At 68.1% G+C, this 25378-nt stretch carries 24 protein-coding genes; 10 read left to right on the forward strand and 14 right to left on the reverse strand.

From position 1 onward, the window contains the following. Positions 1 to 753: 753 nt before the first annotated feature. From ACH413_RS12485 to ACH413_RS12505, 5 genes are all read right to left on the reverse strand, one after another. Positions 754 to 1470 (reverse strand): ABC transporter ATP-binding protein, encoded by a 717-nt coding sequence (locus ACH413_RS12485; RefSeq protein WP_360041183.1) that lies wholly within the window; start codon positions 1468 to 1470, stop codon positions 754 to 756. Continuing rightward, the gene (locus ACH413_RS12490; RefSeq protein ID WP_360041186.1) at positions 1467 to 2288 is read right to left on the reverse strand and encodes an ABC transporter ATP-binding protein; all 822 of its coding nucleotides are present in this window, start codon (positions 2286 to 2288) and stop codon (positions 1467 to 1469) included. Before ACH413_RS12490 ends, ACH413_RS12485 begins: the two co-directional genes overlap by 4 nt. Continuing rightward, positions 2285 to 3997 (reverse strand): hypothetical protein, encoded by a 1713-nt coding sequence (locus ACH413_RS12495; protein WP_360041189.1) that lies wholly within the window; start codon positions 3995 to 3997, stop codon positions 2285 to 2287. Before ACH413_RS12495 ends, ACH413_RS12490 begins: the two co-directional genes overlap by 4 nt. Further along, entirely contained in the window at positions 3994 to 4908 is a 915-nt protein-coding gene (locus tag ACH413_RS12500) for a branched-chain amino acid ABC transporter permease (protein ID WP_360041192.1), read from the reverse strand. The genes ACH413_RS12495 and ACH413_RS12500 overlap by 4 nt, the downstream gene beginning before the upstream one ends. A gap of 77 nt (positions 4909 to 4985) precedes the next feature. Next, entirely contained in the window at positions 4986 to 6212 is a 1227-nt protein-coding gene (locus tag ACH413_RS12505) for a branched-chain amino acid ABC transporter substrate-binding protein (protein ID WP_360041195.1), read from the reverse strand. Positions 6213 to 6437: 225 nt separating this feature from the next. On the opposite strand from ACH413_RS12505, the gene ACH413_RS12510 reads away from it, so the two are divergent. Beyond that, the gene (locus ACH413_RS12510) at positions 6438 to 8069 is read left to right on the forward strand and encodes a hypothetical protein (protein ID WP_360041198.1); all 1632 of its coding nucleotides are present in this window, start codon (positions 6438 to 6440) and stop codon (positions 8067 to 8069) included. Here the strand turns inward: ACH413_RS12510 and ACH413_RS12515 are convergent, their stop codons facing one another. The 4 genes from ACH413_RS12515 to ACH413_RS12530 form a co-directional block, all read right to left on the reverse strand. Further along, on the reverse strand, positions 8070 to 8681 hold the full coding sequence (locus tag ACH413_RS12515; protein ID WP_093596918.1) for an ANTAR domain-containing response regulator: 612 nt from the start codon (positions 8679 to 8681) through the stop codon (positions 8070 to 8072). A gap of 42 nt (positions 8682 to 8723) precedes the next feature. After that, complete coding sequence (locus ACH413_RS12520) at positions 8724 to 9545, reverse strand: hypothetical protein (protein WP_360041201.1); 822 nt, start codon at positions 9543 to 9545, stop codon at positions 8724 to 8726. Between the two features lie 204 nt (positions 9546 to 9749). After that, complete coding sequence (locus ACH413_RS12525) at positions 9750 to 10292, reverse strand: hypothetical protein (protein WP_360041204.1); 543 nt, start codon at positions 10290 to 10292, stop codon at positions 9750 to 9752. Positions 10293 to 10348: 56 nt separating this feature from the next. After that, positions 10349 to 10705: a PLDc N-terminal domain-containing protein gene (locus ACH413_RS12530; RefSeq protein WP_360041736.1), complete on the reverse strand. Its 357-nt coding sequence runs from the start codon at positions 10703 to 10705 to the stop codon at positions 10349 to 10351. A 484-nt stretch (positions 10706 to 11189) separates the two neighbouring features. On the opposite strand from ACH413_RS12530, the gene ACH413_RS12535 reads away from it, so the two are divergent. The 3 genes from ACH413_RS12535 to ACH413_RS12545 are packed head-to-tail and all read left to right on the forward strand — an operon-like array spanning position 11190 to position 14688. Continuing rightward, a complete protein-coding gene (locus ACH413_RS12535) occupies positions 11190 to 12776 on the forward strand; it encodes a thiamine pyrophosphate-binding protein (RefSeq protein ID WP_360041207.1) in 1587 nt (528 codons plus the stop codon). 29 nt (positions 12777 to 12805) lie between these two features. Continuing rightward, entirely contained in the window at positions 12806 to 14185 is a 1380-nt protein-coding gene (locus tag ACH413_RS12540) for a glycosyltransferase family 39 protein (RefSeq protein WP_360041210.1), read from the forward strand. A gap of 17 nt (positions 14186 to 14202) precedes the next feature. Continuing rightward, positions 14203 to 14688, forward strand: a complete 486-nt coding sequence (locus ACH413_RS12545; protein ID WP_360041213.1) for a DUF664 domain-containing protein — start codon at positions 14203 to 14205, stop codon at positions 14686 to 14688. Positions 14689 to 14704: 16 nt separating this feature from the next. On the opposite strand, the gene ACH413_RS12550 is transcribed toward ACH413_RS12545, so the two are convergent. Next, entirely contained in the window at positions 14705 to 15622 is a 918-nt protein-coding gene (locus ACH413_RS12550) for a LysR family transcriptional regulator (protein ID WP_360041216.1), read from the reverse strand. A gap of 82 nt (positions 15623 to 15704) precedes the next feature. Here ACH413_RS12550 and ACH413_RS12555 point away from each other — a divergent pair, with 82 nt between their 5' ends. The 6 genes from ACH413_RS12555 (at position 15705) to ACH413_RS12580 (ending at position 22347) form a co-directional block, all read left to right on the forward strand. Beyond that, the gene (locus tag ACH413_RS12555; protein WP_360041219.1) at positions 15705 to 17189 is read left to right on the forward strand and encodes an aldehyde dehydrogenase family protein; all 1485 of its coding nucleotides are present in this window, start codon (positions 15705 to 15707) and stop codon (positions 17187 to 17189) included. Positions 17190 to 17232: 43 nt separating this feature from the next. Then, on the forward strand, positions 17233 to 18330 hold the full coding sequence (locus ACH413_RS12560; RefSeq protein WP_396425006.1) for an NAD(P)/FAD-dependent oxidoreductase: 1098 nt from the start codon (positions 17233 to 17235) through the stop codon (positions 18328 to 18330). Positions 18331 to 18338: 8 nt separating this feature from the next. Then, positions 18339 to 19457, forward strand: a complete 1119-nt coding sequence (locus ACH413_RS12565) for a Glu/Leu/Phe/Val dehydrogenase dimerization domain-containing protein (RefSeq protein WP_360041225.1) — start codon at positions 18339 to 18341, stop codon at positions 19455 to 19457. Continuing rightward, on the forward strand, positions 19454 to 20539 hold the full coding sequence (locus tag ACH413_RS12570) for a CoA transferase (protein ID WP_360041228.1): 1086 nt from the start codon (positions 19454 to 19456) through the stop codon (positions 20537 to 20539). The genes ACH413_RS12565 and ACH413_RS12570 overlap by 4 nt, the downstream gene beginning before the upstream one ends. A 1-nt stretch (position 20540) precedes the next feature. Further along, a complete protein-coding gene (locus tag ACH413_RS12575) occupies positions 20541 to 21701 on the forward strand; it encodes an acyl-CoA dehydrogenase family protein (protein WP_360041231.1) in 1161 nt (386 codons plus the stop codon). 103 nt (positions 21702 to 21804) lie between these two features. Further along, the gene (locus ACH413_RS12580; RefSeq protein WP_360041234.1) at positions 21805 to 22347 is read left to right on the forward strand and encodes a helix-turn-helix domain-containing protein; all 543 of its coding nucleotides are present in this window, start codon (positions 21805 to 21807) and stop codon (positions 22345 to 22347) included. Positions 22348 to 22506: 159 nt separating this feature from the next. Here ACH413_RS12580 and ACH413_RS12585 read toward each other — a convergent pair whose 3' ends face one another. From ACH413_RS12585 to ACH413_RS12600, 4 genes are read right to left on the reverse strand one after another with little or no spacing between them, the layout of a single operon-like run. After that, positions 22507 to 23202 (reverse strand): peptidylprolyl isomerase, encoded by a 696-nt coding sequence (locus tag ACH413_RS12585; protein WP_360041237.1) that lies wholly within the window; start codon positions 23200 to 23202, stop codon positions 22507 to 22509. Positions 23203 to 23261: 59 nt separating this feature from the next. Then, positions 23262 to 23594, reverse strand: a complete 333-nt coding sequence (locus tag ACH413_RS12590; protein ID WP_360041240.1) for a lipoprotein — start codon at positions 23592 to 23594, stop codon at positions 23262 to 23264. Between the two features lie 60 nt (positions 23595 to 23654). After that, positions 23655 to 24281 carry a response regulator transcription factor gene (locus ACH413_RS12595; protein WP_360041244.1) on the reverse strand — a complete coding sequence of 209 codons (627 nt, stop codon included), beginning with the start codon at positions 24279 to 24281 and terminating at the stop codon, positions 23655 to 23657. After that, positions 24278 to 25351 carry a histidine kinase gene (locus ACH413_RS12600; RefSeq protein WP_360041247.1) on the reverse strand — a complete coding sequence of 358 codons (1074 nt, stop codon included), beginning with the start codon at positions 25349 to 25351 and terminating at the stop codon, positions 24278 to 24280. The genes ACH413_RS12595 and ACH413_RS12600 overlap by 4 nt, the downstream gene beginning before the upstream one ends. Between the last annotated feature and the right edge of the window lie 27 nt (positions 25352 to 25378).

The following is a 25378-nucleotide window of genomic DNA, read 5'->3' on the forward strand; positions in this document are numbered from 1 at the left end:
CTCGGCGGCCATCGCCAGCTCCGCTCCGGTCTCGGCGCCCCGCCGTCTGCCCGGCTCCACACTCGGCGGCCATCGCCAGCCCGGCTCCGCACTCGGCGCCCCGCCGTCTGCCCGGCTCCGCACTCGGCGGCCATCGCCAGCTCCGCTCCGGTCTCGGCGCCCCGCCGTCTGCCCGGCTCCACACTCGGCGGCCATCGCCAGCCCGGCTCCGCACTCGGCAGCCGTCGCCAGCTCGGCTCCGCACTCGGCGGCCTGCCGTCAGTCCGGCTCCGGACTTGGCGGAGCCACGCACAAGCCGGGAGCTGCACGTGGCTCCGCTCCACTCACAGCGGTCCACCCGCGGCCGCGCCCCCAAAACCCGCAATCCCGCCCCTTTGCCCCCATTCCCACCCGCGGCCGAGGGCCAGAACCCGCAGTCCTACCCCACTGCCCCGTTCCCACCCACTGCCGCGTTCCCACTCGCGCCGCCACTCCCACCCGCGCAGCCGTTCCACTCCGCGCCGCCGTTCGCACCCCGCACAGCCGCTCTCATCCCCGCAGCCGTTCCTACCCGCGGCCGCGCCCAGAGCCCGCAGTCCTATCTCCTTGCCCGTTCCCACTCACAGCCGCTTTCCCACCCGCGCCAGCGTTCCCACCCACGCAGCCGCTCCCACTCGCGCGGGCGCTCCCACCTCCCACCTGCCGAACCTCCAGGCGGGCAAACGAAAGCGGGGCGGAGGACAAGCCCTCCGCCCCGCTCCCACAACCGAAACCTCAGTGAGCCTCACCCAGGTACGCGTCGCGCACCCGCTGGTCGGCCAGGAGCGAGTGCCCCGGACCGTCCAAAGTGGTCCTGCCGAGGTCGATCACGTACCCGTGGTCCGACAACGCCAGCGCCGCCAGGGCGTTCTGCTCCACCAGAAGGATGGTGGTGCCGAGCGACTGGAGCTCCTTGATGGTGTCGAAGATCTTCTGCGTCATGATCGGCGAGAGACCCATCGAGGGCTCGTCGAGCATCAGCAGGCGGGGCTTCGACATCATGGCGCGGCCGATGGCCAGCATCTGCTGCTCACCACCGGAGAAGAGCCCGGCCTTGTTGTGCCGGCGCTCCCCCAGCACGGGGAAGAGGTCGTACACGCGCTGCATGTCGGCGTCGACGCCGTCGTCCTTGCGGACGTAGGCGCCGAGCTGCAGGTTCTCCTCCACGGTCATCCGCGGGAAGAGCCGGCGGCCCTCGGGGCAGTGCGCGATGCCCTCACCGAGGATCGCGTGCGCCGGGTCGTTGTGGATCGGCTTGCCCTGGAACAGGATCTCGCCGGACGCCGGACGCAGCAGACCCGAGATGGTGCGCAGGGTCGTGGTCTTGCCCGCACCGTTCGAGCCGATCAGCGACACGATCTGGCCGGCCTCGACGGTGAACGAGATGTCGCGGACGGCCTCGATGGCGCCGTAGGCGACCGAGAGGTTGCGGACTTCGAGCAGCGCGGTCATGCCTGCTCCTCCTCAGCAGAAGCAGCGGCGGCCTCGACTTCGTGCGCGACTTCCTCCGGCGGCTTGCCGAGGTAGGCCTCGACGACCCGCGGGTCCGCCCGCACGACCTCGGGGCTGCCCTCGACGAGCAGTTCGCCCTGCACGAGCACGGAAACCGAGTCGCACAGCCCGAAGATGAACTTGATGTCGTGCTCGATGACCACGACGGACACACCCGTCTCGCGGATGCGGAAGATCAGCTGCTGCGTCGCTTCCGTCTCCTGCGGGTTCATACCCGCGGTGGGCTCGTCCAGCAGCAGCACCGCCGGGTCCGTCGCCAACGCGCGCGCGATCTCCAGACGGCGCTGGTCGCCGTACGGGAGGTTGCGCGAGAGCTCGTCGTCCAGGTTGTTCAGGCCGACGAACGCGAGCAGCTCCCGCGAACGCTCGCGTGCCGCCTTCTCACCGCGCTGGTAGGCGGGGCCGTGGAACAGCGAGGCCAGCGGGCCCTGCTTCATCCGCACGTGGCGGCCGACCATGACGTTCTCCAGCACGGTCATGCTGGGGAACAGGCGGATGTTCTGGAACGTGCGGGCCACGCCCGCGTCCGTCACCTTCGCCGGGTCGCCGGGCAGGACGTTGCCCTTGAGCAGCACCTCACCCGTGGTCGGCGTGTACAGACCCGTCAGGCAGTTGAAGAACGTGGTCTTCCCCGCGCCGTTCGGACCGATCAGGCCGACGATCTTGCCTTCTTCGAGCGTCAGAGTGACACCCTTCAACGCCTTGAGGCCACCGAAGACCATCGAGACGTCACGCGCTTCCAGTACAGGCGTGCTCATGCCTTCTTCGCCTCCACATGCGCCTCTTCGGCGTTCTCATCAGCGCGCTCGATCATCTCAGCGCGCCTGTGCGCATCGGGGATCAGGCCGACCGGCCGGAACCGCATGATCAGGATCAGCGCGAGGCCGAAGATCATGAGGCGGTAGTCCTCGAAGTCGCGGAGCTTCTCGGGCAGCACGAACAGCAGCGCGGCGCCGAGAACGGCACCCGGGATCGAGCCCATGCCGCCGAGGATGACCGCCGCGAGCAGCGTGACCGACTCGAGGAACTTGAACGACTCGTAGGACACGGTGCCGTTCTTGTGCGCGAACACCGCGCCCGCGAGACCCGCGAGCATGGCACCGATGAGGAACGCGAGGATCTTCATCTTGCCGGTGCGGATGCCCATCGCGCGGGCGGCGTCCTCGTCCTCGCGGATCGCGATCCAGGCACGGCCGATGCGGCTGAACTTGAGGTTCGCGAACACCGCCATCGTCGCCGCGACGAGCAGCACGATGAGGACGTAGTAGAGGACACCTGCGGGGAGCTTCACGGCGCCGATCGAGATCGACTTGTTGAACTCCGCGCCGAACAGCGACAGCGCCGGAACACCGGGAATCGCGTTGGAGCCGTTGGTGATGCCACCGATGTCGTTCTGCGCGGAGCGGGTGAAGATCTCACCGAACGCCAGCGTCACGATCGCGAGGTAGTCACCGCGGACCCGCAGCGTCGGCGAACCGACGATGGCGCCGAAGATGCCGGCCACGATGGCCGCGATGACCGCGGCGACCGGGAACGGCAGCGTGATGCCGAAGTGCGCGGTCGCGGCACCGGAGAAGTTCGCCGCCACGAGGGCACCGATGCCCATGAACGCCACGTACCCGAGGTCGAGCAGACCCGCGAGACCGACGACGATGTTCAGGCCGATCGCGGTGGCGGCGTAGATGCCGATGTTCGCCGCGACCGTCATCCAGTACTCGTTGCCCGCCTCGGTGAACGGCAGCAGCAGCGCGCACGCCGCCAGCACGATCACGCTGAACACGCGGTGCTGCTCGGACAGTGCCGAGAGCCAGCGCACGAACCCGACGCCGCTCAGCGCGCCGAGCAGACCGCCGGCGAACCCGAGGAACGACAGGAAGATCGCGCCCGCGTACGGGTTGGCGGAACCGACGCCACCGGTGGTCAGCATCGCGGCGACGGCGTAGAGCACCGCGCCGAACGACACCAGCAGCACCAGGTACGCGACCGGGGTGGAGACCTTGAACTTCCACTCGCCGACCGGGCCGATGCCGATGCCGTAGCCCGCGAGGATCGTCAGCACGCCGGCGACCAGGCCGACGACGCCACCGAACGCGCTGGCACCGTCGAGGGCCGTGATGGCACCGAGGCCACCGCCCTTGACCGTGATGTACGCGGCGTTGACGAACGACACGATGGTGAGGCCCCAGCCGAGAGCCCGGACGACCCGGCCCTTGGACGGGACCGGCGCGAACGCCGCGGCCAGGACGAGGACGCCCAGCACCAGGACGTGCCAGCGGAACCCGGTGACGAGGAACGGCGCGTCGAAGAACTGCAGCGTCGACTTGTCCGGCCAGTTGCCGTCGTTGAGGGTGAACGTGACCCAGGGCAGGAGCGCCGCGACGATGCCGAGAACGCCACCGGCGGCCGCGAACGGCTTGCCGAGCGGTGCGAGCGCGGAACGCTTCGCAGAAGTGTCGACCGTACTCATGCGCGCACCCTTTCCGGCTCGCCGAACAGACCCTGCGGGCGGAAGACGAGCACGAGGATCAGCACGACGAAGATCCACACGTAGTCGTACTGGGTACCGCCCGGCATGTACTGACCGGCGATGGTCTTGATCAGACCGATGATGAACGCGCCGATGACCGCGCCGCGGATGCTGCCGACGCCGCCCAGGACGGCCGCCGTGAAGGCGAAGATGCCGTTCTGGAAGCCCATGTCGATGTTGATGTTGTTGAGGTAGCCGCCGAACATGATGCCGGCGACACCGGCGAGCACGGCGCCGATGATGAACGTCAGCACGATCACGCGGTCGGGGTTGACGCCCATGAGCTTCGCGGTGTCGGGGTCCTGCGCGGTCGCACGCATCGCGCGGCCCATGCGCGAGCGGTTGATGTAGGTCTGCAGGATGACCGCGAGACCGACGGAGAGCACGACGAGCAGGACGCCGGTCCAGGAGATGAGGACCGGGCCGAGCTTCAGGTTGCCCTCGGGGAAGACCTTCGGGTACGGCAGGTTGGACTTCGCGTTCGGGTAGAAGACGCGCACGGCCTCCTGCAGGAACACGGACACGCCGAGCGCTGTGATGAGCGGTGCCAGCCGGGGCGCGTTGCGCAGCGGCCGGTAGGCGAACCGTTCCATGATCACGGCGACGAGGACCGCCACCACGATGCCGCCGACGAACATGAGCGGCAGTGCCACGGCGGGCGACTTCTTGAGGTCGTCAGGAAGAAGCGTGAACGTGGCGAGGCCTCCGTACGAGGCCACCATGAAAACCTCGCCGTGGGCGAAGTTGATCAGCTGGATGATGCCGTACACCATCGTGTACCCCAGGGCGATCAGGGCGATCAACGCACCCTGAATGACCCCGTTGGCCAGCTGTTGAAGCAGGACTGACACGACTACCTCCGTAAACAACGGGGGCGAGCAAACAACGCCCGCCCCCGCCGTGGCTTCAATCAGTAATTAGGTAGTCGTCAGCCGGTGTAGGTGCCGGTCTGAACGTCCTTCCACTTGGCCGAGGTGACCTGGTAGACGGTCAGCACCTTGTTCGTGCTGTCGCCGTACTGGTCGAACTTGACCTCACCAGTGGCACCGGAACCGGCGTAGGCACCGACGTTGGTCAGCATGGCGTCACGCTTCGACTCGTCCCAGGCAGCGCCGTCGACGGTCTTGGCCAGGGCACCGATGATCGCGTTCGCGGCGTCGTAGGAGAACGCACCGTAGGCGGCGTAGTCCTCCTTGCCGAACTTCGCCTTGTACGCGTCGACGAAGGCCTTGGCCGTGGCCAGGGACTCGGTCGGGGCACCGACGGAGGTGGCGAGGTCGCCCTCCTTGCCGCCGAGCTCGATGTACTTGCCGTCGAAGATGCCGTCGCCGCCCATCAGCGGAACGTCGAGACCGTTGTCCTTCATCTGCTTGGACAGCGGGCCGGCGACCGGGTACTCACCGCCGTAGTAGACGGCCTCCGGGCCGAGGGCCTTGATCTTGGCGATGACGCCGGAGAAGTCGGTGTCCTTCTCGCCGACCTTCTCGGAGCCGACGATCGTGCCACCCTTCTTGGTGACCTGCTTCGACAGCTCGGCCGCTAGGCCCTCACCGTAGGTCTTGCCGTCGGTGATGATGGCGATCTTCTTCTTGCCGGCCTTCTCGACGAGGTAGTTGGCCGCGTACGGGCCCTGCAGGTCGTCGGTGGTGCAGACGCGGAAGTAGTTGTCGAACTGCCGCTTCGGGGCCGTCAGGAAGTCGTTACCCCTGGTCAGCGACGGGTTCGTGTTGGCGGGCGACACCTGGGGGATCTTCTTGTCCCGCAGGATCGGCTGCACGGTCTGGGCCACAGACGAGTTCAGCGTGCCGACGACACCGACAACGTTCGGGTCGGTCGACAGCTTCGTGGCGGCCTGGGCACCCTTGGCGGGGTTGGCCTCGTCGTCCTGGGCGGACACGGTCAGCTTGTAGCCCTTGACCGTGCACTTCTTGTTCGCCTCGTCCACGGCGAGCTCGGCGGACTGCTTGATGCCGACGCCGAGAGCGGACAGGTTCCCGGACAACGGGGCGACAACACCGACGGTCAGAGTGCCCTTCGACGTGTCGCAGCTGCCCCCGGTGGTGCCGCCGCCCTCGGTCTTGTTCGAGCCACAGGCTGCAAGAACAAGCAGCGAGGCGCCGACGATCGCTGCGGACTTCACAGAGTGCTTACGCACGTGATGTCCCTCCTATATCCCTGCTCCCGGCTACGCGAGATCTCCGCGCACCGCTCCATCACCCTCTCCTGAGGGATGGCCGGAACCTAGGCGATGACTGTGACCGCAGTCATCAAAGCCAATGGGCTCGTGACCATAACGCAACGCGGCGTTATGTTTCACTTAAGCAATGTCACAGACGGTAACCTTCGTTCACTCTTTGGACGGCTGCCATAACGTGGACGTATGACTCCGCGTCGTCGAGTGATCACCGCGGTGGGCATCGTCGCGATCATCGTCGCGGCGGTGCTGGTTCTGCGTGAGTCCGATGATGCCCTGAAGAAGCCCAGTTCAGAGGCCGTTCGCTTAACTAAGTACACAGCGGATTTCGTCAGGGTTTCGGAGACGCCACCCCGGCCCGGCCCGCCGTCCTCCGTATGGAGCAGCGACGGACGGGTCCAATGGGCACCTGTGCCGGGCGCGGCCGGGTACGAGGTCTTCGGAAAACTCGTCGCGTCGCCCGAGATCGCGGGCTCAGGACGGCCGGACGTGCGCGCGGTGGACGCCTTCGGCCAACGATCTTCGCCGGTCAGGGCCGAGGAGCGCCCGAGGGACGACAACTGGCGGCGGGCGGTCAGCGGCTGGCTGGACGACTTCGACGACACGTTCCTCGATCGCCGCTACCACCTGAGCGGCCGGCGCGGGTGCGTGAACCCCGGTTCGGGCTCCGGCGGCCGCCTCGTGATCGACATGCCGTGTGGAAACGACACGGCCGTGCTGCGCGCACGGACACCGCTGCTGCTGCAGGAGTCGCCGGAACTCGGTCGCGTGGTCGTCGTGACGGACGCGGCAGGACCGCGCGGAAAACTCGTGGTCGATCTGGCGCCCGGAACGCCTGATCGACTCGGACCCATACCTCCTGCTGATGCGGTTCGCGTGGTGGTGGACGACTCCGTGGCCCCCGGAACGCGCGGTGCGGGCGTTCTGCATCGATTCGAAGTAGTGCTGACAGATAACGGCGTGCGGGTCCTCCAGGACGGCACCGAGATCGCGGCTTCATCCGTGGTGCCGCAGTGGCGTCAGGCGAGCGTGCTGATCGGCGTGACGCCTCCGGTCAGCTATCCGGGACGCGTGGAAATCGACGCGATCGGCATCTCCGGCTCTCGTGGCCCCGTGGACGAGGTGATCGAGACACCGCTCGTGGCGGGGACGCTGCGCGTGCTCGAACCCGAAGAAGAAGCACCAGGCATCGGCGTGGCGCGCGCACCGTTGCGTGGGGTCGATTCGGCGCGGTTGCGGGCAACGGTCCGGCTCGGCGACGGCGGCGACCCGAACGGCCTGGTCGCGCAGCTCGGATCGGCGAAGGTACCGCTGCGGCCGGCGGTGAACGGCTGGTCCGCGGCTGAGGACAGCGAGTTGACGCTGGTCGGGGACGTGCCCGCCGAACTGCTCGGCGCGGACGGGCCGAACGCGCTCACCCCGTTCGTGCTGCGGATGCCCGGCGCGTCGCAGGCCCAGGTGCTGGAGAGCTACCTCGAGGTGCCCGGCCGGTCTCCGGTGAAGCTGGAGAACGCCCCGGACGAGCCACCGCCCGTTTTGCCCGTCATGACGGCTGAGATCACCTCTAAGGGCCCGAACGACGCGGCCCTGGTGATCACCCTCGACGCGGCCCACGCACGGTCAGTGGCGCCGATAGCGGGCTTCGAGGTGTACGTCGACACCTCTCTCGCGGCGACCGTGCCGATGCCCGGCGGCGTAGGTGGCCGGCACGAGCTGCAGATCTCGCTGAAAGGCAGCCACAACGTCGAAGTCCGCCTGCGTCCCGAGGATCCGGGACGGCAGACGGACTCCGTGTGGCTGGAACTGCGCCGAAGCTGATCAGCCGAAGTTCTCGATGACGGCCTCTGCGACGGCCTTCATCGTCGTGCGGCGGTCCATGGCGGTGCGCTGCACCCACCTGAACGCCTCCGGCTCGCTCAGACCCTGTTTGGTCATGAGAATGCCCTTGGCCCGTTCCACGACCTTGCGGGTCTCCAGGCGCTCGGTGAGCCCGGCGACTTCCTGCTCCAGCGCGGCCAGTTCGTTGAACCGGCTCATCGCCAGCTCGATCGCGGGCACGAGGTCCCGCTTGGCGAACGGCTTGACCAGGTAGGCCATCGCACCCGCGTCGCGGGCGCGCTCGACCAGGTCGCGCTGGCTGAACGCGGTGAGGATCACGACCGGCGCGATCCTGTTGCCGGCGATGTGCTGCGCCGCCTCGATCCCGTCGACCTTGGGCATCTTGACGTCCAGGATGACCAGGTCGGGATTGAGCTCGGTCGCGAGCTTGATGGCCTCTTCACCATCTGCGGCCTCGCCCGCCACGTCGTAACCCTCTTCGCGCAGCATCTCGACGAGGTCGAGACGGATCAGCGCCTCGTCTTCGGCGACGAGCACGCGAGGGGCCTTGCGCGTGGCTTCGGCTTGGGCCTCGGCAGCCTGCTGGGTCACCGGGGTCCTCCTGACGATCGTTCCTGCGGGCGAAAGCGCAGTCTACCGGCGGTCCGGTCGCTGATCAGGCTCACCAGCCGTGACGGCAGACACGAACTCCTCAGGCCACGGATAGGTCCGCAGTCCCTCCTCGACGTCCTCGGACGGCGCGTCGATGCGGCGCGGCGTGATCTCGCGGGTGGTCCCGAAGTCCGGGTGGCCGAGCTTCTGCCTGATCTCGTCCTCGGACGGGCCACCCGCCCACTCGACGAACCAGGCCCCGCCCATGGGGAGTGCTCGCAACCAGCTCGCGTCATGCCACAGGTGTACCCGGCGCAGGAGAGCGCTCCCAGTGGCCGCTTCGGCGATCTCGTCGTCGTTGCCGCCACCGTCGGTGTACTCGACACCGCGGTGCTCGTGCATCCAGCGCATGTAACGCATGCCGAGTTCCCACGCCTGCTCGTCGACCCCGGCCAACACGACGCCGGCGTCTCCCGTGGTCAGCTCGGCCGACCGCCGGTACTGCCGGTGCTCGAGACCGGCGACGCCCATGCCGAACCCGCTCTCGGTGCGCGGGAGCAGTTCGAACAGGAGCGGGCCGAGAGCCCTGTCGCTCAGGTGCAGCTTCAGGGGCTCCCCCGGTTCCACGGTCCGGAACGCGTGGGCGGGCCTGATGATGCTCGCGGGCGGCATCAGCTGGAGCATGCTCGCGGCGGCGCACCCGGCGACCAGCACCTTGGCTTCGAGCCGGCGCTGGGCATCGGTGGCGGCTTCCGGGAGCACCGAGTCCCCGTCGCGAACGGCCGGGACCGCCTGGGACAGGTTCTCGCCCGTGTAGGTGCGCCGCAGATCGGCGAGCTGGTCCGTGGTGGACAGACGTGCCATGACAGCAGTCCTCGTTTCCGCCGCCCGGCTCGGCCGACAAGGACGCATGTGTCACGCGTCTACGTGGTCAGTTCGCTTCGGTGAGCAGGAGTTGCTGAACACTGCGGCGGAGAGTGCCGCTCACTGCCGGGGAGCGGCTCCAGCCTCACGTCTGCTCGGACGCCACGAACCACGTTACCGGACCGGCGCACCTGGTTTTCCGCGCTAGTCGGCGCCCACGATCAGCTTGTACTTCACGTCGACTTCCTTGTTGTTCGCGGAGCCGCGGATCACCAGCTCGTGCTCACCGGAGGCGGGAGGAGCGATCCACGCGTACAGACCGCAGCCGACCGAGTTGATCCGGCCCGCCGACGTGCCGTACGGGTTGCCCGCGCGCGCCTCGTAGGTGAACGGCGTGGCGGACACCCTCGTCAACGCCTGCGTCGAGCCGTCCAAGAGCACCTCGCCCTGCGCGTTCTTCATGAACGTCTCGCAGCCCGCGACATCGGTCGCGAGGTTCACGACGGGCGCGAGCAGGGGTTTGGAGGCGGGGACGCGGCACTGCCGCTCGACCGGGCCCTCACCGAGCGACCCGGCGAGCAGCCAGACCTCGACGGGCTGGTCACGCATGCAGTAGCGCCCGGAGGTGTCGGACACCGGGTTGCTGTTCGAGGGCTGGGAGGCCCAGGTCCACCAGCGCGCCTGGAAATCGGCCGGCGCCAGTTTGTCCGAAGTGGACGTTTGTGTTGTGGGGGGTTGTGCCGCCATTTGCGCGTTTCCGCCGCAACCGGCGAGCAGAACAACCAAGAACAGCAGGACAATCCTCACTGGTTCTCGCGTCCCTTGCGTCGTTGTTCCTCCGCGCGCTCACGGCAGCGGCGCAGGAACTCCTGATCGTCGTCAGCATCGGTGGCCGCGAACCGTCCCGGCCGGTCGTACTCGGGAAAAGCAGGAGCACCGCGCTCGTAGGCCGCGAAACGCGCACGTCCGGTCCCCACCACCGGACGGCCAGCAACAAGCCACGCGATCGCCCCCACCAACGGGAACAGCAGGACCAGAAGAAGCCACATCATCTTCGGCAGATTGCGAACCGAGCCCTCGTCGGTCGTGATGACGTCCACGACAGCGAAGATCATCAGTCCTGTCATCAGCACTCCGAACAGCCCACCGAAGTACAGCATCTCCACCCCCAGGTCGTGCGGTCGCCGCACATATTGACACAAGGGGCCACTCCCTGAACACAGTTCACACGTCAATCATCTTGGGACCAATTCACGAAGCCGTGAATCCTTCGAAACAAAAGCCGCACGGAGGACGGAAATGCCGCCCGGCGGCGGACGAGCCGTACCAGACGGAACCTCGGGCGCAGCACGTCCCGTTCGGCCGTCAGGTCCACCGCCGCTGTCTGCCGACCCGCGCAACCAATTCCTCCCGCGGGAGGAAAAGACGCGGTGGCGACGCTGAATTCGACGCCCGGCCGCACCGGCCCGAATTGCGTTTCGCACGATTCGAACGAGGTTTCGCGGGCCGGAACGTTCACACTGTCCCAGGTGGACTGGACAACGTGACGGAACCCGCCTTCGAGCCGTCCCGCGCCTGACCCTGAGCACCAGACCTGCTGCGCACCCGTTGTCCGAGCGGTAAGCGGGCCTTAGCGTCGAGCGCATGCCCAAGGGTGCCGAGAGCTTGCTGACCGTCCTGGCCGCGCACGACGTCGAAGTGGTGTTCGGCCTGCCCGGTGTCCACAACCTCGCCATCTGGGAGGCGCTGGGGAAGCACCCCGGCATCCGCATGATCGGCGTGCGCCACGAACAGACGGCGGTCTACGCGGCAGACGGCTACGCACGCACCACGGGCAAGCTCGGCGTGGCGGTCGTGACAACCGGCCCCGGCGCGGCGAACACCCTGGGCGCCACCGGCGAGGCGTGGGCGTCGGGCAGCCCGGTGCTGGTGATCGCGACGGACATCCCGTCGACGCTCCGGCGGCCCGGCGTCCATCGCGGCGTGCTGCACGAGACGCGTGACCAGAAGGCCATGTTCACACCGGTCACCAAGGCGTCGTTCAACGTGCCTTCCGCACACGAGATCGCCGCGTACACCGACAAGGCCGTCCAGCAGGCAACCCAAAGCCCGCACGGACCGGTTTACCTGGGTGTCCCCACGGACTTCCTGTCCGCCGAGGTCCCGCACCACACCGTCACGAAGGTCGGGCCCTCGCACGAGGCAGCCGACCTCACCGAGGCCGAGAAGCTCATCGCCGGTTCCGCGAGGCCTCTGATCTGGGCCGGTGGCGGTGCGGCACGGTCCGGCGCCGGACCCGCGATCGGCGCGTTGGCCGCCAAGCTCCAGGCACCGATCATCACGACGTACGGCGCGCGCGGCCTGACGGACGGCCCTCACGTCGTACGAGGTCCGGTGCACGCACCGCCCGTCGGAAAGCTGTGGGACGACGCCGACCTCGTGATCGCGATCGGCACCGACTTCGACGGCATGATGACCCAGAACTGGTTGCAGCCGAAGCCGCCCGCCCTGCTGGCCGTCAACATCGACAAGGCGGAGGCCGGCAAGAACTACCCGGCGGACGTCACGATCGAAGGTGACGCGGCCACCGTCACCGCCGCACTGGTGGCCAACGTGACCGCCAGGCAAGCCACCGTCGACGTCGAAGCGGTCAACGCCGAAGTGCGCGCACTGGCCGAAGCCGACTCCCCCGAAGCCATGAAACTGTTGCGGGCGTTGGAAGGCACCGACGCCACGATCGTCGCCGACATGTGCATCCCCGGCTACTGGATCGGCGGCTTCCACCACGTCACGAAGCCCCGCGGCCTCGCCTACCCGGTCGGCTGGGGCACGCTCGGCTTCGGTTTCCCGGCGGCCATCGGCGCAGCGGTCGACCATCGCACGATCGCGGTGGTCGGCGACGGCGGCTTCCTCTTCGCGTGCGGCGACCTCGCCACGCTCAAGCAGGAAGGCCTGCCGCTCACCATCGTGCTCGTGGACGACGGCGGCTACGGCATGCTCCGCTACGACCAGCAGATCGCGAACCACACCATCAGCGGCGTCGACCTGACCCGCCCGGACTTCGCCAAGCTCGCCGAGAGCTTCGGCATCCCCGCGGTCACCCTGAACGGCTTCGACGACCTGAAGTCCGCCCTGGACGAGGCTTCCGGCCCGTCCATGATCGTGGTCAACGCGAGTCTCAAGCCGCCGATCACCACGTCCCCGCGCTGGTACCGCAAAAACGCCACCTGATCAGGCATCTCCTGGGTACCTTCCCGTTCATGGGACGTGGTCTGGGGATCGTGCTCGCCGTGCAGGCAGTGGTGCTGACCGCGTTGTCGGGCCGCTACGGCTTCCACCGCGACGAGCTCTACTTCATCGCGGCGGGCAAACACCCCGCCTGGGGCTACGTCGACCAGCCCCCGATCACTCCCATCCTGGCCCGCCTGTCGACAGCGGCGTTCGGCGAGACCCCGGTCGGCCTCCGCGTGGCCGCGACCCTCCTGGCGTTGGCCATCACGGTCGTGGTCGCCTTGATGGCAAAGGAACTCGGCGGCGGGTCCACGTTCGCGGCCGCCGCCTCGGCGACGTCGACGTTCGTCCTGGCCGTGAGCCACATGCTCTCCACCGCCACCGTCGACCTGCTGGTCTGGACGCTCATCGGCTACTTCGCGATCAGACTCCTGAAAACCGGCGACGGCCGCTGGTGGCTCGCCCTGGGCGCGACCGCCGGTGTGGGCCTGGCCAACAAGTGGTTGCTGCTCTTGCTGTTGGCAGCCCTGGCGATCGCACTGCTCGCCGTCGGCCCGCGCACCGTCCTGCGCACCTGGTGGCTCGCCGCCGGCGTGGCCGCGTGCGCGGTGATCGCCGCTCCCGTCGTGATCTGGCAGGCGCTGCACGACTTCCCGCTGCTCACCGTCGCCCGCGGCATCAGCGAGGACGACGGCACCGAGAACCGGATCATGTTCGTCCCGATGCAACTGCTGATGCTGTCACCGCTCCTGGTCCCGGTGTGGCTCGTCGGCTTCCGGAACCTTTGGCGCGACAGGACCTTCCGCTCGATCGCACTCGCCTACCCGATCCTCTGCGCACTGTGTCTCATCACCGGCGGCAAGCCCTACTACGCGGTCCCGTTGCTGCTGGTGCTGGTCGCGGCGGGCGCACGCCAAGCACAGGAATGGCTGTTGCGCCGCAAGGCGATCGGCAGCGTCCTGGTGGCCCTGAGCGTCATCCCCGCGGTGGTGGGCTCGCTGCCGATCCTGCCGCCCAGCGCGCTGGGCCCGGTCATCGCCATCAACCCCGAGCAGGGCGAACAGGTCGGCTGGCGCGAACTGGCTCTGACCGTCCAGGACGCGTGGTTCGAGAACGACCGCCCCGTCGTCATCACCGGCAACTACGGCCAAGCGGGCGCGATCGAGGCCTACACCGAGATCCACACCTATTCCGGCCACATGTCCTTCTACGACTGGGGACCACCGCAGCCCACCAGCACCAAGGTCCTGCTGGTCGGCTTCAGCCGGCCGCCGTTCGACGACTGCAAGGTCGTCGCCCAGCACCACAACCCCGTGGAGAACGAAGAAGACGGCACAGAGATAAAGCTGTGCACGGCCCCAACCGAACCATGGGACACCTTCTGGCCGAAGCTCCGCCGCTACTACTGAGCTGACAAACTCGCCCGGTGACCCGAACCTGGCCCGAGAACCTCGCCACCGACGAAGGTGTGCTCGCCTGGGAGTTCCTGGACTTCCTCCGCAAGACAGCCGTGCTGAAGGTCGAGGGCCTGACCCGCGACCAGGCCGCGGCGGCGCCGATCCGGACGTCCCCGAAGCTGACGGCGCTCGGCGTGCTCAAGCACCTCATCGCCGTCGAGCGGTACTGGCTGTGCATCGCGGGCGCGGGCCTCGACCTGCCGTCGTTGTGGAAGGGCAGCCCCGACCCGTCCTGGAACCTCGAGGGCGAGGACACCCCGGCGTCGCTCATCCAGGCCTACCAACAGGAATGGGCGAACGCCGAGGCGCTCAAGAAGCTGGGCCCGGACGCGACGGCGGCGGACGGCGAGCGCACCGTGCGGTGGATCCTGGCCCACGTGGCGCAGGAAACCGCGCGCCACGTGGGCCATCTGGATCTGCTCCGCGAACTCGCGGACGGGCAGACCGGCGAATAGCTGGACGTTCTCGTCATCAGGGCTGACTTGTGTAGCCGCCCACGGTGTTCTGGCAGACCTCCCGCAGCGCAGTCACCGCGTCGCGCAGCAGCGGGTTGGTGTTCGCGGTGCGGTGCACCACGTGCACATGCCTGCGCACAGGCTTGTGGCGCAACGGCATCACGTGCGTGCCTGCCAGCTCCCGGTAGCCGAGCGCGGGCACGAGCGCGACGCCGACCCCGGCCGCCACGAGCGATTGCACGACCTCGTAGTCGTTGCTCCGGAAAGCGATCTTCGGCCCGAACCCCGCCGCAGCGCAGAGGCGCGTGAGACAGACCGCGCCCGAGGTCCCGTCGCGCGAGGCGATCCAGCGTTCGTCCTTGAGATCTTCGAGTCTGACGTTGTTCTTCGCGGCCGGATGGTCCGCCGGAACCATCACCAGGAGGGATTCGTCCAGCAACGGCAGCACGGTCAGCTCTTCCGGCCACGTTCGCGGCACGAGGTCGTACACGTACACCAGCGCGAGGTCGAGCTCGCCGGCCAGCACGAGCGGCAGCACGTCGTCCGGCTCCGCCTCGTCGAGGCGGAGCTCCGCTCCCGGCAGGTCCGCCTGCAGTCTCGCCAGCACCTTCGGCATCACCCGCGAACTCGCCGTGGGGAAAGTGCCGATCCGCAGGCGCCCGCGCAGGCCCTGCACCATCGCCTTCACCTCGTGCTCGAACCCGTCGAACGCGGCGAGCAGCTCACCGCCGCGGTCCGCGATCAGCAGCGCGGTGCTGGCAGGCCTAATCGAATGCGCCTCGCGTTCGAAGAGCGTCACGCCGACCGCCCGCTCGAACGCCGAGATCTGCTGGGACACGGCCGACGACGTATAACCGAGACTGCGCGCGGCCTCCGCGAAGGAACCCGTCTTCACGACCTCGACGAGCGTGCGCAGATGAACCGGATTGAGCACCAGCACAGCTTACGCTCGACGTCGCGAGGTCTCATCCTGCAACCTCTGGCGGATTCGGCGGGCAGCTACCAGGGTGGAGGGCATGCCCTACGTCTCCACGAACCCGTCGAACACCTCCGACGTGGTCACCGAGATCGAGCTCGGGACCAGCCGCGACTTCGTGGCCGCCGCACAACGCGCCAAGGCCGCACAACGCGCCTGGGCACGCGTGCCCGCACCCGTGCGAGGCCAGGTCATCGGCAACATCGGCCGCCTGGTCGAAGCGAACTTCGAACCCCTCGCCCAGCTCGTGACCCGCGAGATCGGCAAGCCGATCGCGGAGGCCCGCGGCGAGGTGCAGGAGATCGTCGACACCGCCAACTTCTTCGTCGGCGAGGGCCGGCGCCTCTACGGGCAGACGGTCCCCTCGGAGATGCCGGACAAGCAGCTCTTCACGTTCCGCAACCCGGTCGGCGTCGCGGCGATCATCACCGCCGGCAACTTCCCGGTCGCCGTGCCGTCCTGGTACATCATCCCGGCGTTGCTGTGCGGCAACTCGGTCGTGTGGAAACCCGCCGAGTACTCCGCCGCGTCGGCCCAGGCCTTCTACGACGTGTTCCAGGCCGCCGGCATTCCGGCCGGCGTGTTCGAGATCGTCTTCGCCGAGGGCTCGGAGACGTTCGACGGACTGGAGCAGTCGCTGCGGCAGGGCCTCGTCGACAAGGTCGGCTTCACCGGGTCCAGCGAGGTCGGTGTGCGCATCGGCGAACTGTGCGGACGCCACCTCCAGACGCCGTGCCTGGAACTGGGCGGCAAGAACCCGATGGTCGTCACCGAGGACGCGGACCTCGACCTGGCCGTGCAGGGCGCACTGTTCGCCGGCTTCGGTTCCGCGGGCCAGCGCTGCACCTCGCTCGGCACGGCGATCGTGCACGAGTCGGTGTACGACGAGTTCCTGACCCGGTTCGTCGAGGCCGTCGCCGGCGCCGCCGTGGGCGACCCCACCGGTGACGTCCTCTATGGACCGTTGCTGGACGAGAAGTTCGCACTGGCGTACGAGAAGTACCTCGGCTGGATCGGCGAGCACCACACGGTGCACGGCCCGACCGGCCGCGTCTCCGCTGCCAGCCCGCGCTACGGCTTCACTGGTGAGAACGGCTTCTTCTACCACCCCGCAATCGTTTCCGGTGTGCGTGACGACGACGAACTGTTCCTGCAGGAGACGTTCGGACCGCTCGTCGGCGTCATGAAGTACTCGGACCTCGACGAGGCGATCGAGCTCGGCAACAAGCCGGGCTACGGCCTGTCGTGCTCGATCTACACCACGGACCCGAACAAGGCCTTCCGGTTCCGCGCCGGCATCTCCGCCGGAATGGTGAGCGTCAACAACTCGACGTCCGGGGCCGAGGCGCACCTGCCGTTCGGCGGTAACGGCAAGAGCGGCAACGGCTCCCGGCAGTCGGGCGTGTGGGTGCTCGATCAGTTCACCCGCTGGCAGTCCATGAACTGGGACTACTCCGGGAAGCTGCAGAAGGCGCAGATGGACACTCTCGCGATCGAGGCGAACCTTGACTTCCGCCTCGCCTGAGCTGCCTGCTCAAGCGGAGGTCGTCGTCATCGGCGGCGGGGTGATGGGCACATCCATCGCTTTTCACCTCGCCGAGGCAGGAGTCCGGGATGTGGTGCTCGTGGAGCGGGATGACCTGGGGTCCGGCTCCACCTGCAAGGCGGCGGGTGGAGTGCGCGCCCAGTTCTCCGACGAACTGAACATCAGGCTCGGAGCTCGATCCATCGAACTGTTCCAGCGCTTTCCGCAGCGCCCCGGGCAGGAGATCGACCTGCACCAGGTCGGCTATCTGTTCCTCCTCTCTTCCGACGACGATGTAACGGCGTTCGAGCGCAACGTCGACCTCCAGAACTCCCTCGGCGTGCGCAGTCGAATGCTGACTGTCGAGGAAGCCCGGCGGATGTCTCCGCTGATCGAGACGGACGGCCTGCTCGCGGCGACCTTCTCCCCGGACGACGGGCACTGCACGCCTGAATCCGTCGTCCTCGGTTACGCCACCGCGGCCCGCCGATTCGGTGCCCGCCTGCACACCAGAACCACCGTGAGATCGATCGTAGGAACGGGGTCCGACACTTTTCGCGTCGAAACCGACCGCGGCGCCGTTTCGACGCCGAATCTGGTCTGCGCGGCCGGCGCGTGGTCGCGGGAGATCGGCGCGATGGTGGGCGTTGACCTGCCGGTTTCCCCGCTGCGGCGGCAGATCATGTTCACCGGGGCCATGCCGGAGCTACACGATCGGGTGACGCCGTTCACCATCGACTTCGGCAGCACCTTCTACTTCCACCGCGAGGGCCAGGGCCTGCTGTTCGGCATGTCCGACCCGGACGAGACACCGGGTTTCAAGCTGGACATGTCCGACGCGTGGCTGCCCAGGCTCACCGAGGCGATCGGCAGGCGCGCGCCGAGGCTGCTGGACGTGGGTGTGCGCGACGGGTGGGCCGGGCTGTACGAGGTGACGCCGGACCACAACGCGCTGATCGGCTCGGCCGGCCGGTTCTTCTACGCCACGGGCTTTTCCGGGCACGGTTTCCTGCAGGGCCCCGCGGTGGGCGAGGTCGTGCGCGACCTCGTGCTCGGCCGCGAGCCCTTCGTCGACGTGTCCAGTTTGGACGCCTCCAGATTCGCCGCCGACCAGGCACGGCCGGAACTCAACTGCGTGTGAGGACTGTGATGGACGTACTCGAGCTCATGGACGAGTGGGGGCCGGAGAAGGTCGTCTGCGTGTCCGACCGGCGCACCGGCATGAAAGGTGTGCTCGTCATCGACAACACCGCGCGTGGCATGGGCAAGGGCGGCACGCGGATGAGCCCGCACGTGACGGTCGCGGAGATCGCCCGTCTCGCGCGCGTGATGACGTGGAAGTGGGCCGGGGTCGACCTGTTCTTCGGCGGCGCGAAGGCGGGGATCGTGTTCGATCCTTCCTCTCCCGACAAGGAGGCAGCGCTGCGGGCGTTCGCGCGCAAGCTCTCCAACGAGGTGCCGCGCGAGTACGTGCTCGGGCTCGACATGGGCCTCACCGAACGGGACGCCGCGATCGTCCAGGACGAACTGTCGGACCGCGGCGCTATGATGGGCGCACCGGCTCAACTCGGCGGTCTCCCGTACGACGAGCTGGGCGTCACCGGGTACGGCGTGGCCGAGGTGGCGGACGAACTGATGGAGCTGCGCGGCAAACGCGTGGCGGTACAGGGTTTCGGCGCGGTCGGCGCCGCGGCGGCGAAGCGGTTCGCCGAACTCGGCGCTGTCGTCGTCGCCGTGTCCTCAGTGCACGGGGCACTGGTCGACGCCGGCGGTCTGGACGTCGCACGACTGCTGAAGCTGCGGGACGAGTTCGGTGATCGCGCGGTCGAGGAGTACGGCGGTGTCCGCGCGCTCGGTGCCGAGCTCCGGGTGCCGTGCGACGTGCTGGTGCCGGCGGCGCTGCAGGACGTGATCGACGCGGAACTCGCGGGCGAGCTCGACACCACCCTGGTGGTCGAGGGCGCGAACCTGCCGACTTCCATTGCGGCGCAGGAGGTTCTCGCGAAGCGCGGGATCGCGGTCGTGCCGGACTTCATCGCGAACGCCGGCGGCGTGGTCGCGGCGGCGTTCGCGATGGACGCGCGGTACTCGCCGTTCCCGGTGAACCCGGCGACGGTGCTGGAGGCCGTGTCCTCGAAGCTGAGGGCGAACGCGGCGAACGTCCTCGTCGAGGCGAGAAGTCGTGGCACCACAACACATGTGGCGGCACGTGAGCTGGCGCAGGAACGCGTGCTGACCGCGATGAGGCTGCGCGGGCGGGTCGCATGAGCTCGCTCGAAGGCGTGGTGATCGCGGACTTCAGCCGGGTGCTGGCGGCGCCGTACGCGACGATGATGCTGGGCGACCTCGGTGCCGAGGTGGTCAAGGTCGAGCGGCCCGGCAGGGGCGACGAGACCCGCACGTGGGGTCCACCGCACTACCAGGACGAGGCGACGTACTTCCTGTCCGTCAACAGGAACAAGACTTCGGTGCAGATCGACCTGTCGACGGAGGCGGGCCGGGAGAAGGCGCGCGAGCTGATCGCGCGGGCGGACGTCGTGGTCGAGAACTTCAAGCCGGGCACGATGAAGAAGTTCGGGCTGGACTACGAGTCGCTCGGGCGGGACGACCTCGTCTACTGCTCGATCTCGGGGTTCGGCGCGGGCAAGGGCGCGGACCTGCCCGGCTACGACCTGCTCGTGCAGGCCGTGGGCGGGTTGATGAGCGTGACCGGGCCCGGTCCGTACGAACCGGTGAAGACCGGGGTGGCACTGGTCGACGTGCTGACCGGGTTGCACGCGTGCGTCGGGATCCTGGCGGCGCTGCGGCACCGGGAGGCGACGGGGCTGGGCCAGCTCGTCGAGCTGGACCTGCTGACGGTGCTGCTGTCGAGCATGGTGAACCAGAGCGCGGGCTTCACGCTGGCCGGCTCGGTGCCGAAGCCGATGGGCAACCGGCATCCGTCGATCGCGCCGTACGAGGTGTTCCCGACGGCCGACCAGCCGATCGTGCTCGCGGTGGGCAACGACCGGCAGTTCCGCCGGCTGTGCTCGGTGCTGGACGTGCCGGAACTGGCCACGGACTCGCGGTTCGTCACGAACTCCGATCGGGTGGAGCACGTGGACGAGCTGTTCGACCTGCTCGCGGCACGGCTGCGGGCGCGCCCGGCGCAGCACTGGTTCGAGACGCTGACACCGCTGGGCGTTCCGTGCGGTCCCGTCAACGATGTCGCGCGCGCGTTCGCGCTGGCGGAGTCGCTGGACCTCAGCCCGACCGCGACGATCGACGACATGACGCTCGTCGCGAACCCCATCCGCCTGTCGCGCACGCCGGTGACCTACCGGCTGCGCCCGCCGAAGCTGGAGCAGTGACGTGCAGGACCCGTTGCAGTTGCTGGACATCCCGTCGTTGCTGGGCGACGAGGAGCGCGACATCCAGGCCACCGTCGCGCAGTACCTGACCGACCACGTCCGGCCGCACATCGCCTCGTGGTTCGAGGAGGGCGTCCTGCCGCGCGAGCTCGCGCAGGAGCTCGGCAAGCTCGGTGTGCTGGGCATGCACCTCGAGGGCTACGGGTGCGCGGGCACGTCGGCGCTCGCGTACGGGCTCGCGTGCCTGGAACTGGAGGCCGTCGACAGCGGCATCCGCAGCTTCGTGTCCGTGCAGGGCTCGCTGTCGATGTACTCGATCTGGAAGTACGGGTCGGAGGAGCAGAAGCAGGAGTGGCTGCCCCGCCTGGCCGCCGGTGAGGCGATCGGGTGCTTCGGGCTGACCGAACCGGACTTCGGCTCGAACCCGTCCGGCATGCGCACGCGGGCCGTGCGCGACGGTGCGGACTGGGTGCTCGACGGCACCAAGATGTGGATCACCAACGGTGGTCTCGCGGACGTGGCGACGGTGTGGGCGCGGACCGAGGAGGGAATTCGAGGATTCCTCGTTCCTCGCGGCACGCCGGGATTCTCGACGCGGGACATCAAGCAGAAGCTGTCAATGCGAGCATCCGTCACTTCCGAGTTGATCCTGGAGGACGTGCGGCTGCCGGAAAGCGCACGGCTGCCGCTCGCGACTTCCTTGCGCGCGCCGCTCACGTGTCTGAACGAGGCGCGGTTCGGGATCGTGTTCGGCGCTGTCGGTGCCGCGCGGGATTCGTTGCAGGCGGCGCTGCGCTACGCCGGCACGCGCATCCAGTTCGACCAGCCGATCGCCGCGTTCCAGCTCACCCAGCGCAAGCTCGCGAGCATGACGGTGCAGGTCAGCAACTCGATGCTGCTGGCGTTGCACCTGGCGAGGCTCAAGGAGGCCGGCACGCTCAAGCCCGAGCAGATCAGCGTCGGCAAGTACAACAACGTCGAGTCGGCCATCGCGATCGCACGGGAAAGCCGGACCATCCTCGGCGCGAACGGCATCTCGCTCGAGTACTCGCCCTTGCGTCACGCGAACAACCTGGAATCCGTACTTACTTACGAGGGCACTTCCGACATCCACCTGCTATCCATCGGCCACGCGTTGACCGGAATCGCATCATTTCGTTGATCGTTCGCCCTATCCTGCACTCCGCAACGGGGTTCGCGGGTGGGAGGACGTTCTGCCGGAGGAGACAAACAGCCGCAGTGACGCGCGTCGCAACCGCAAGCGATTGCTGGATGCCGCGACGCACGTCCTGCGGGCTGAACCAGCAACGGCGACGATGCAGTCGATCGCGCGCAAGGCAGCGCTTTCACAGGCGACGGCGTATCGGCACTTTCCGTCCGTGGAGGCGCTCGTGGTGGCCTATCACGAAGACGTCATGGCGTCGTTGATCGAGCACGGTGAACGGTCTCGCAAGACCGGCAAGGAACTGTTCGAACACCAGGCCGCGCGCTGGGTGAAGCTGCAGAACGTGCACGGCCCGGTGATAGCGCGCTTCACGTCACAGCGCGGGTTTCTGGAACGGCTGCAGTGCGGCGAGGCCACGGCGGCGTTGTCGTGCAGCGCGTGGGACCAGGCGTTGCGCGGTGTGCTGATCGACCTGGCGCTGCCGGACGCTTTGTTGAACGTGGCACGGTTTCTGCACAACGCGTTGTTCGCCCCGCGGGAGATCCTCGACCTGACGAAAACCGCCGGACTACCTGACGAGCAGGTGGTCCGGCGGCTCTCCGACGCGTTCTACGGCGCGCTCACGGGCTGGGCGTCGAACTAGTGGTGTGGCTCGGAACGTTGGCGAGGTATTCCACGCTCAGCAGGGCACCTCGCGGCGGCGCCCCCACGCCCCCGTACAACCAGTACGAGGACGTGGGGGCGACACCACGATGCACCCGTCTGACCGCGAATTCCCCCGGTAACGTTCCGAGCCACACCACTAGATCCCGAGCGGGAGCACCCACTTCAGCTCGGACTTGACGTTCGGACGCCCGTCGAGCGGGTCCTCACCGGCGATGCCACCGGCCGCGATCTTGTCCAGGGTCTTCAGGCCCTCGGGCAGGATCTGGCCGAACACCGTGTAGTTCGGACGCAAGATCGAGTCCGACTGCACCAGGAAGAACTGCGAGCCGTTCGTGTCCGGGCCGGCGTTCGCCATCGCGAGCGTGCCGCGCGGGTAGATGCGGCGCAGGCCGGTCGGGTCGTTCGGCGCGGGCTGCAGGTCGGTCGGCAGCTCGTCCTTGTACTTGTAGCCGGGGCCGCCCTCCCCCGTGCTGGACGGGTCGCCGCACTGCAGCACCTTGAGCGTCGGGTACGCGGTGAGCCGGTGGCACTCGGTCTGGTTGTAGAAACCGCGGTGTGCCAGGTGGATGAAGCTGTGCGCGGTGCACGCCGCCTTGGCGCGGTCGAGCACCAGCGGGATGTCGCCCTGGTTGGTCTTCACCTTCACCAGGACCTTGCCCTTGGTGAACCACGGGTCGTGCGGGATCGACACCGGGCGAGCCGCGGGCTCCTCCGGTGTCGCGGTGTAGCCGCAGTCGGGCCGGGCCGTCTGAACCTCGGCGGACGCGGTGCCCGTCGTGATGAAACCCACGGCCAGCGCCGCCACTGCCAGTCCAGCTGCGATTCGCCTCATGCGCGTTTCCTAGTGCAGCATTGGTGGCCGGGCAAGTTTTAACGGATCACACGGGCCGCTCAGTTGTCCGTGGACTCGGTGATCTCGTACTCGCACTTCGCTTCCGCGCCGGCGTTCGTGATCTCCTTTTCCTTCTCGACGCGGAGCTTGCACGTCGCCTGGCCGGTCTGCGGCTTCACCGTGAGCGTGATCCTGCCGAGCGCGTTGGCGAGCATGGCGCGGTCCTTCACCGGCAGGTCCACGGTCTCGGACTGCGACGCGCCACCGGGGACGCTGAGCGTCATCTCGGCCTTGCCGGTGCCCTCGATGTCGTAGAAGGCCTCGTAGGTGTAGCTCTTCTGGCCGCACGCCGCGAGCGCCAGCACGGGAATCAGCAGGAGGAGTTTCTTCATGGCTCGAATTCTGGTGATGAGTGCGGGCCGGGGCTTCTGTCCGCAGACCGGTTGTGGGTCCTACTTTTGGCCGACCAGCCGGGATTCCCACGCCCAGGCGGCGATCTCGACGCGGTTGCGGGCGTCCAGTTTGGCCTGAACGCTCGCCAGGTGCGTCTTCACCGTGCCGATCGAGATGAACAGCTCCTGGGCGATCTCGGCGTTCGTACGGCCGATGGCGGCCAGCTTCACGACGTCCAGCTCACGTGCGGACAGACTGTGCGGCTGTTGCGGCGCAGGCGAGTTCATGTGCTGCAACAGCCTGACCGTGATCGACGGACTGATGAGCGCATCACCCGTGACCGCCGCGCGGACCGCTTCGACGAGCAGGTTCGGACCGGCGTCCTTCAACAAGAACCCGCACGCGCCGTTCTTCAGCGCTGTGTGCACGTACTCGTCGTGGTCGAACGTCGTGCACACCACGACGTGGACGTCGTTCGCGATCTGTTTGAGTGCTTCCAGTCCGTCCATGCGGGGCATGCGGATGTCCATCAACGCGACGTCCGGTTTAGTACGGCGAGCTTCGGCGACAGCCTCGACACCGTCCCGCGCTTCCGCCACGACCTCGATGTCGGACTCGGCCTCCAGAATCATGCCGAAGCCCGTGCGCACCATCGCCTGGTCGTCCGCGACGAGAACCCTGATCACGCGGTCGCCTTTCCGGTCGGGAGCGCGGCGTCGACGACCCATCCGCCGTCGATGCCCGGCCCCGCCTTGATCCTGCCACCGAGCGCCTGCACGCGTTCGGTGAGTCCGATGAGCCCGAAACCGTTGCCCTGTCTCGCGGCCCTGCCGTCGTTGGAGACCTTGACCGTCACCCAGTCGGGCGTCGTATGGATCTGGACGTCCACTGTGGTCGCTTCCTGGGCGTGTTTCCTGATGTTGGTCAACGACTCCATGACGACGCGGTGGACCGAGCTGGCCACCTCGAGCGGCAAGGTCCCGGTGTCGCCGTGGATCTCGAGGGTGGCTCGCGGTTCGGCGGCGATCAACGGCTCGATGTCGACGATGCCCGCGACCGGTGCCACGGGGGCGTCGTCGCGGAGCATGCCGATCATGCGGCGCATCGCGGTCATGGCCTCGCCGCCGGCCTCCTCGATGCGGTCGAGTGCCTGCTTGGCCTTCGCCGGGTTGCGTTCCACGATTCGGCTCGCGCCCTGGGCGAGCACCACCATGCCGGTGATGTGGTGGCCCACGAAGTCGTGCAGGTCCCGCGCGAACTCGGCCTTCTGCTCGGCTTTGACGGCCGTGACCTGCTTCTCCCGCGCGTTGGCCAGCAACCGCAGGTAGCCGACGAGCGCGAGCACCCCCGTCGCGACGACCACCAGGGCCATCGCCAGGGTCAGTTCGGTGGGGCCGAGCGGGTACCGCAGCGGCTGGGTGACCAGCGCGATCACGACCCAGCCGATCAGCGGCGCGTCCCGGCCCGACCTGGCCCGATGGGCGGTGACGGCCAGGACCCCGGTCAGCGCCAGCGTCTCGGCCAGGCCGAACTCCTTGTCGAGCGGGTTGACCAGGGTGAACGCGATGCTCGCGGTGGCGGCGAGAGCGGCCAGGGCCCGATGAGGGCGCACCCAGGCGAGCGCGGCCAGCACGATGCAGCCGAACGCGGCCCAGCCGGTCCACGGGTAGAGGCCCGGCGACCGGAACAGGCCGTAGTAGAAGTCCACGAACGCCGCGGCGAGCAGAGCGGCGATCGCGCCGAACCTCCAGAGCATGGCCACGACCTTATGCACTTGTGCGCG

Source organism: Lentzea sp. NPDC020367 (assembly GCF_044387305.1).
Lineage (GTDB): Bacteria > Actinomycetota > Actinomycetes > Mycobacteriales > Pseudonocardiaceae > Lentzea.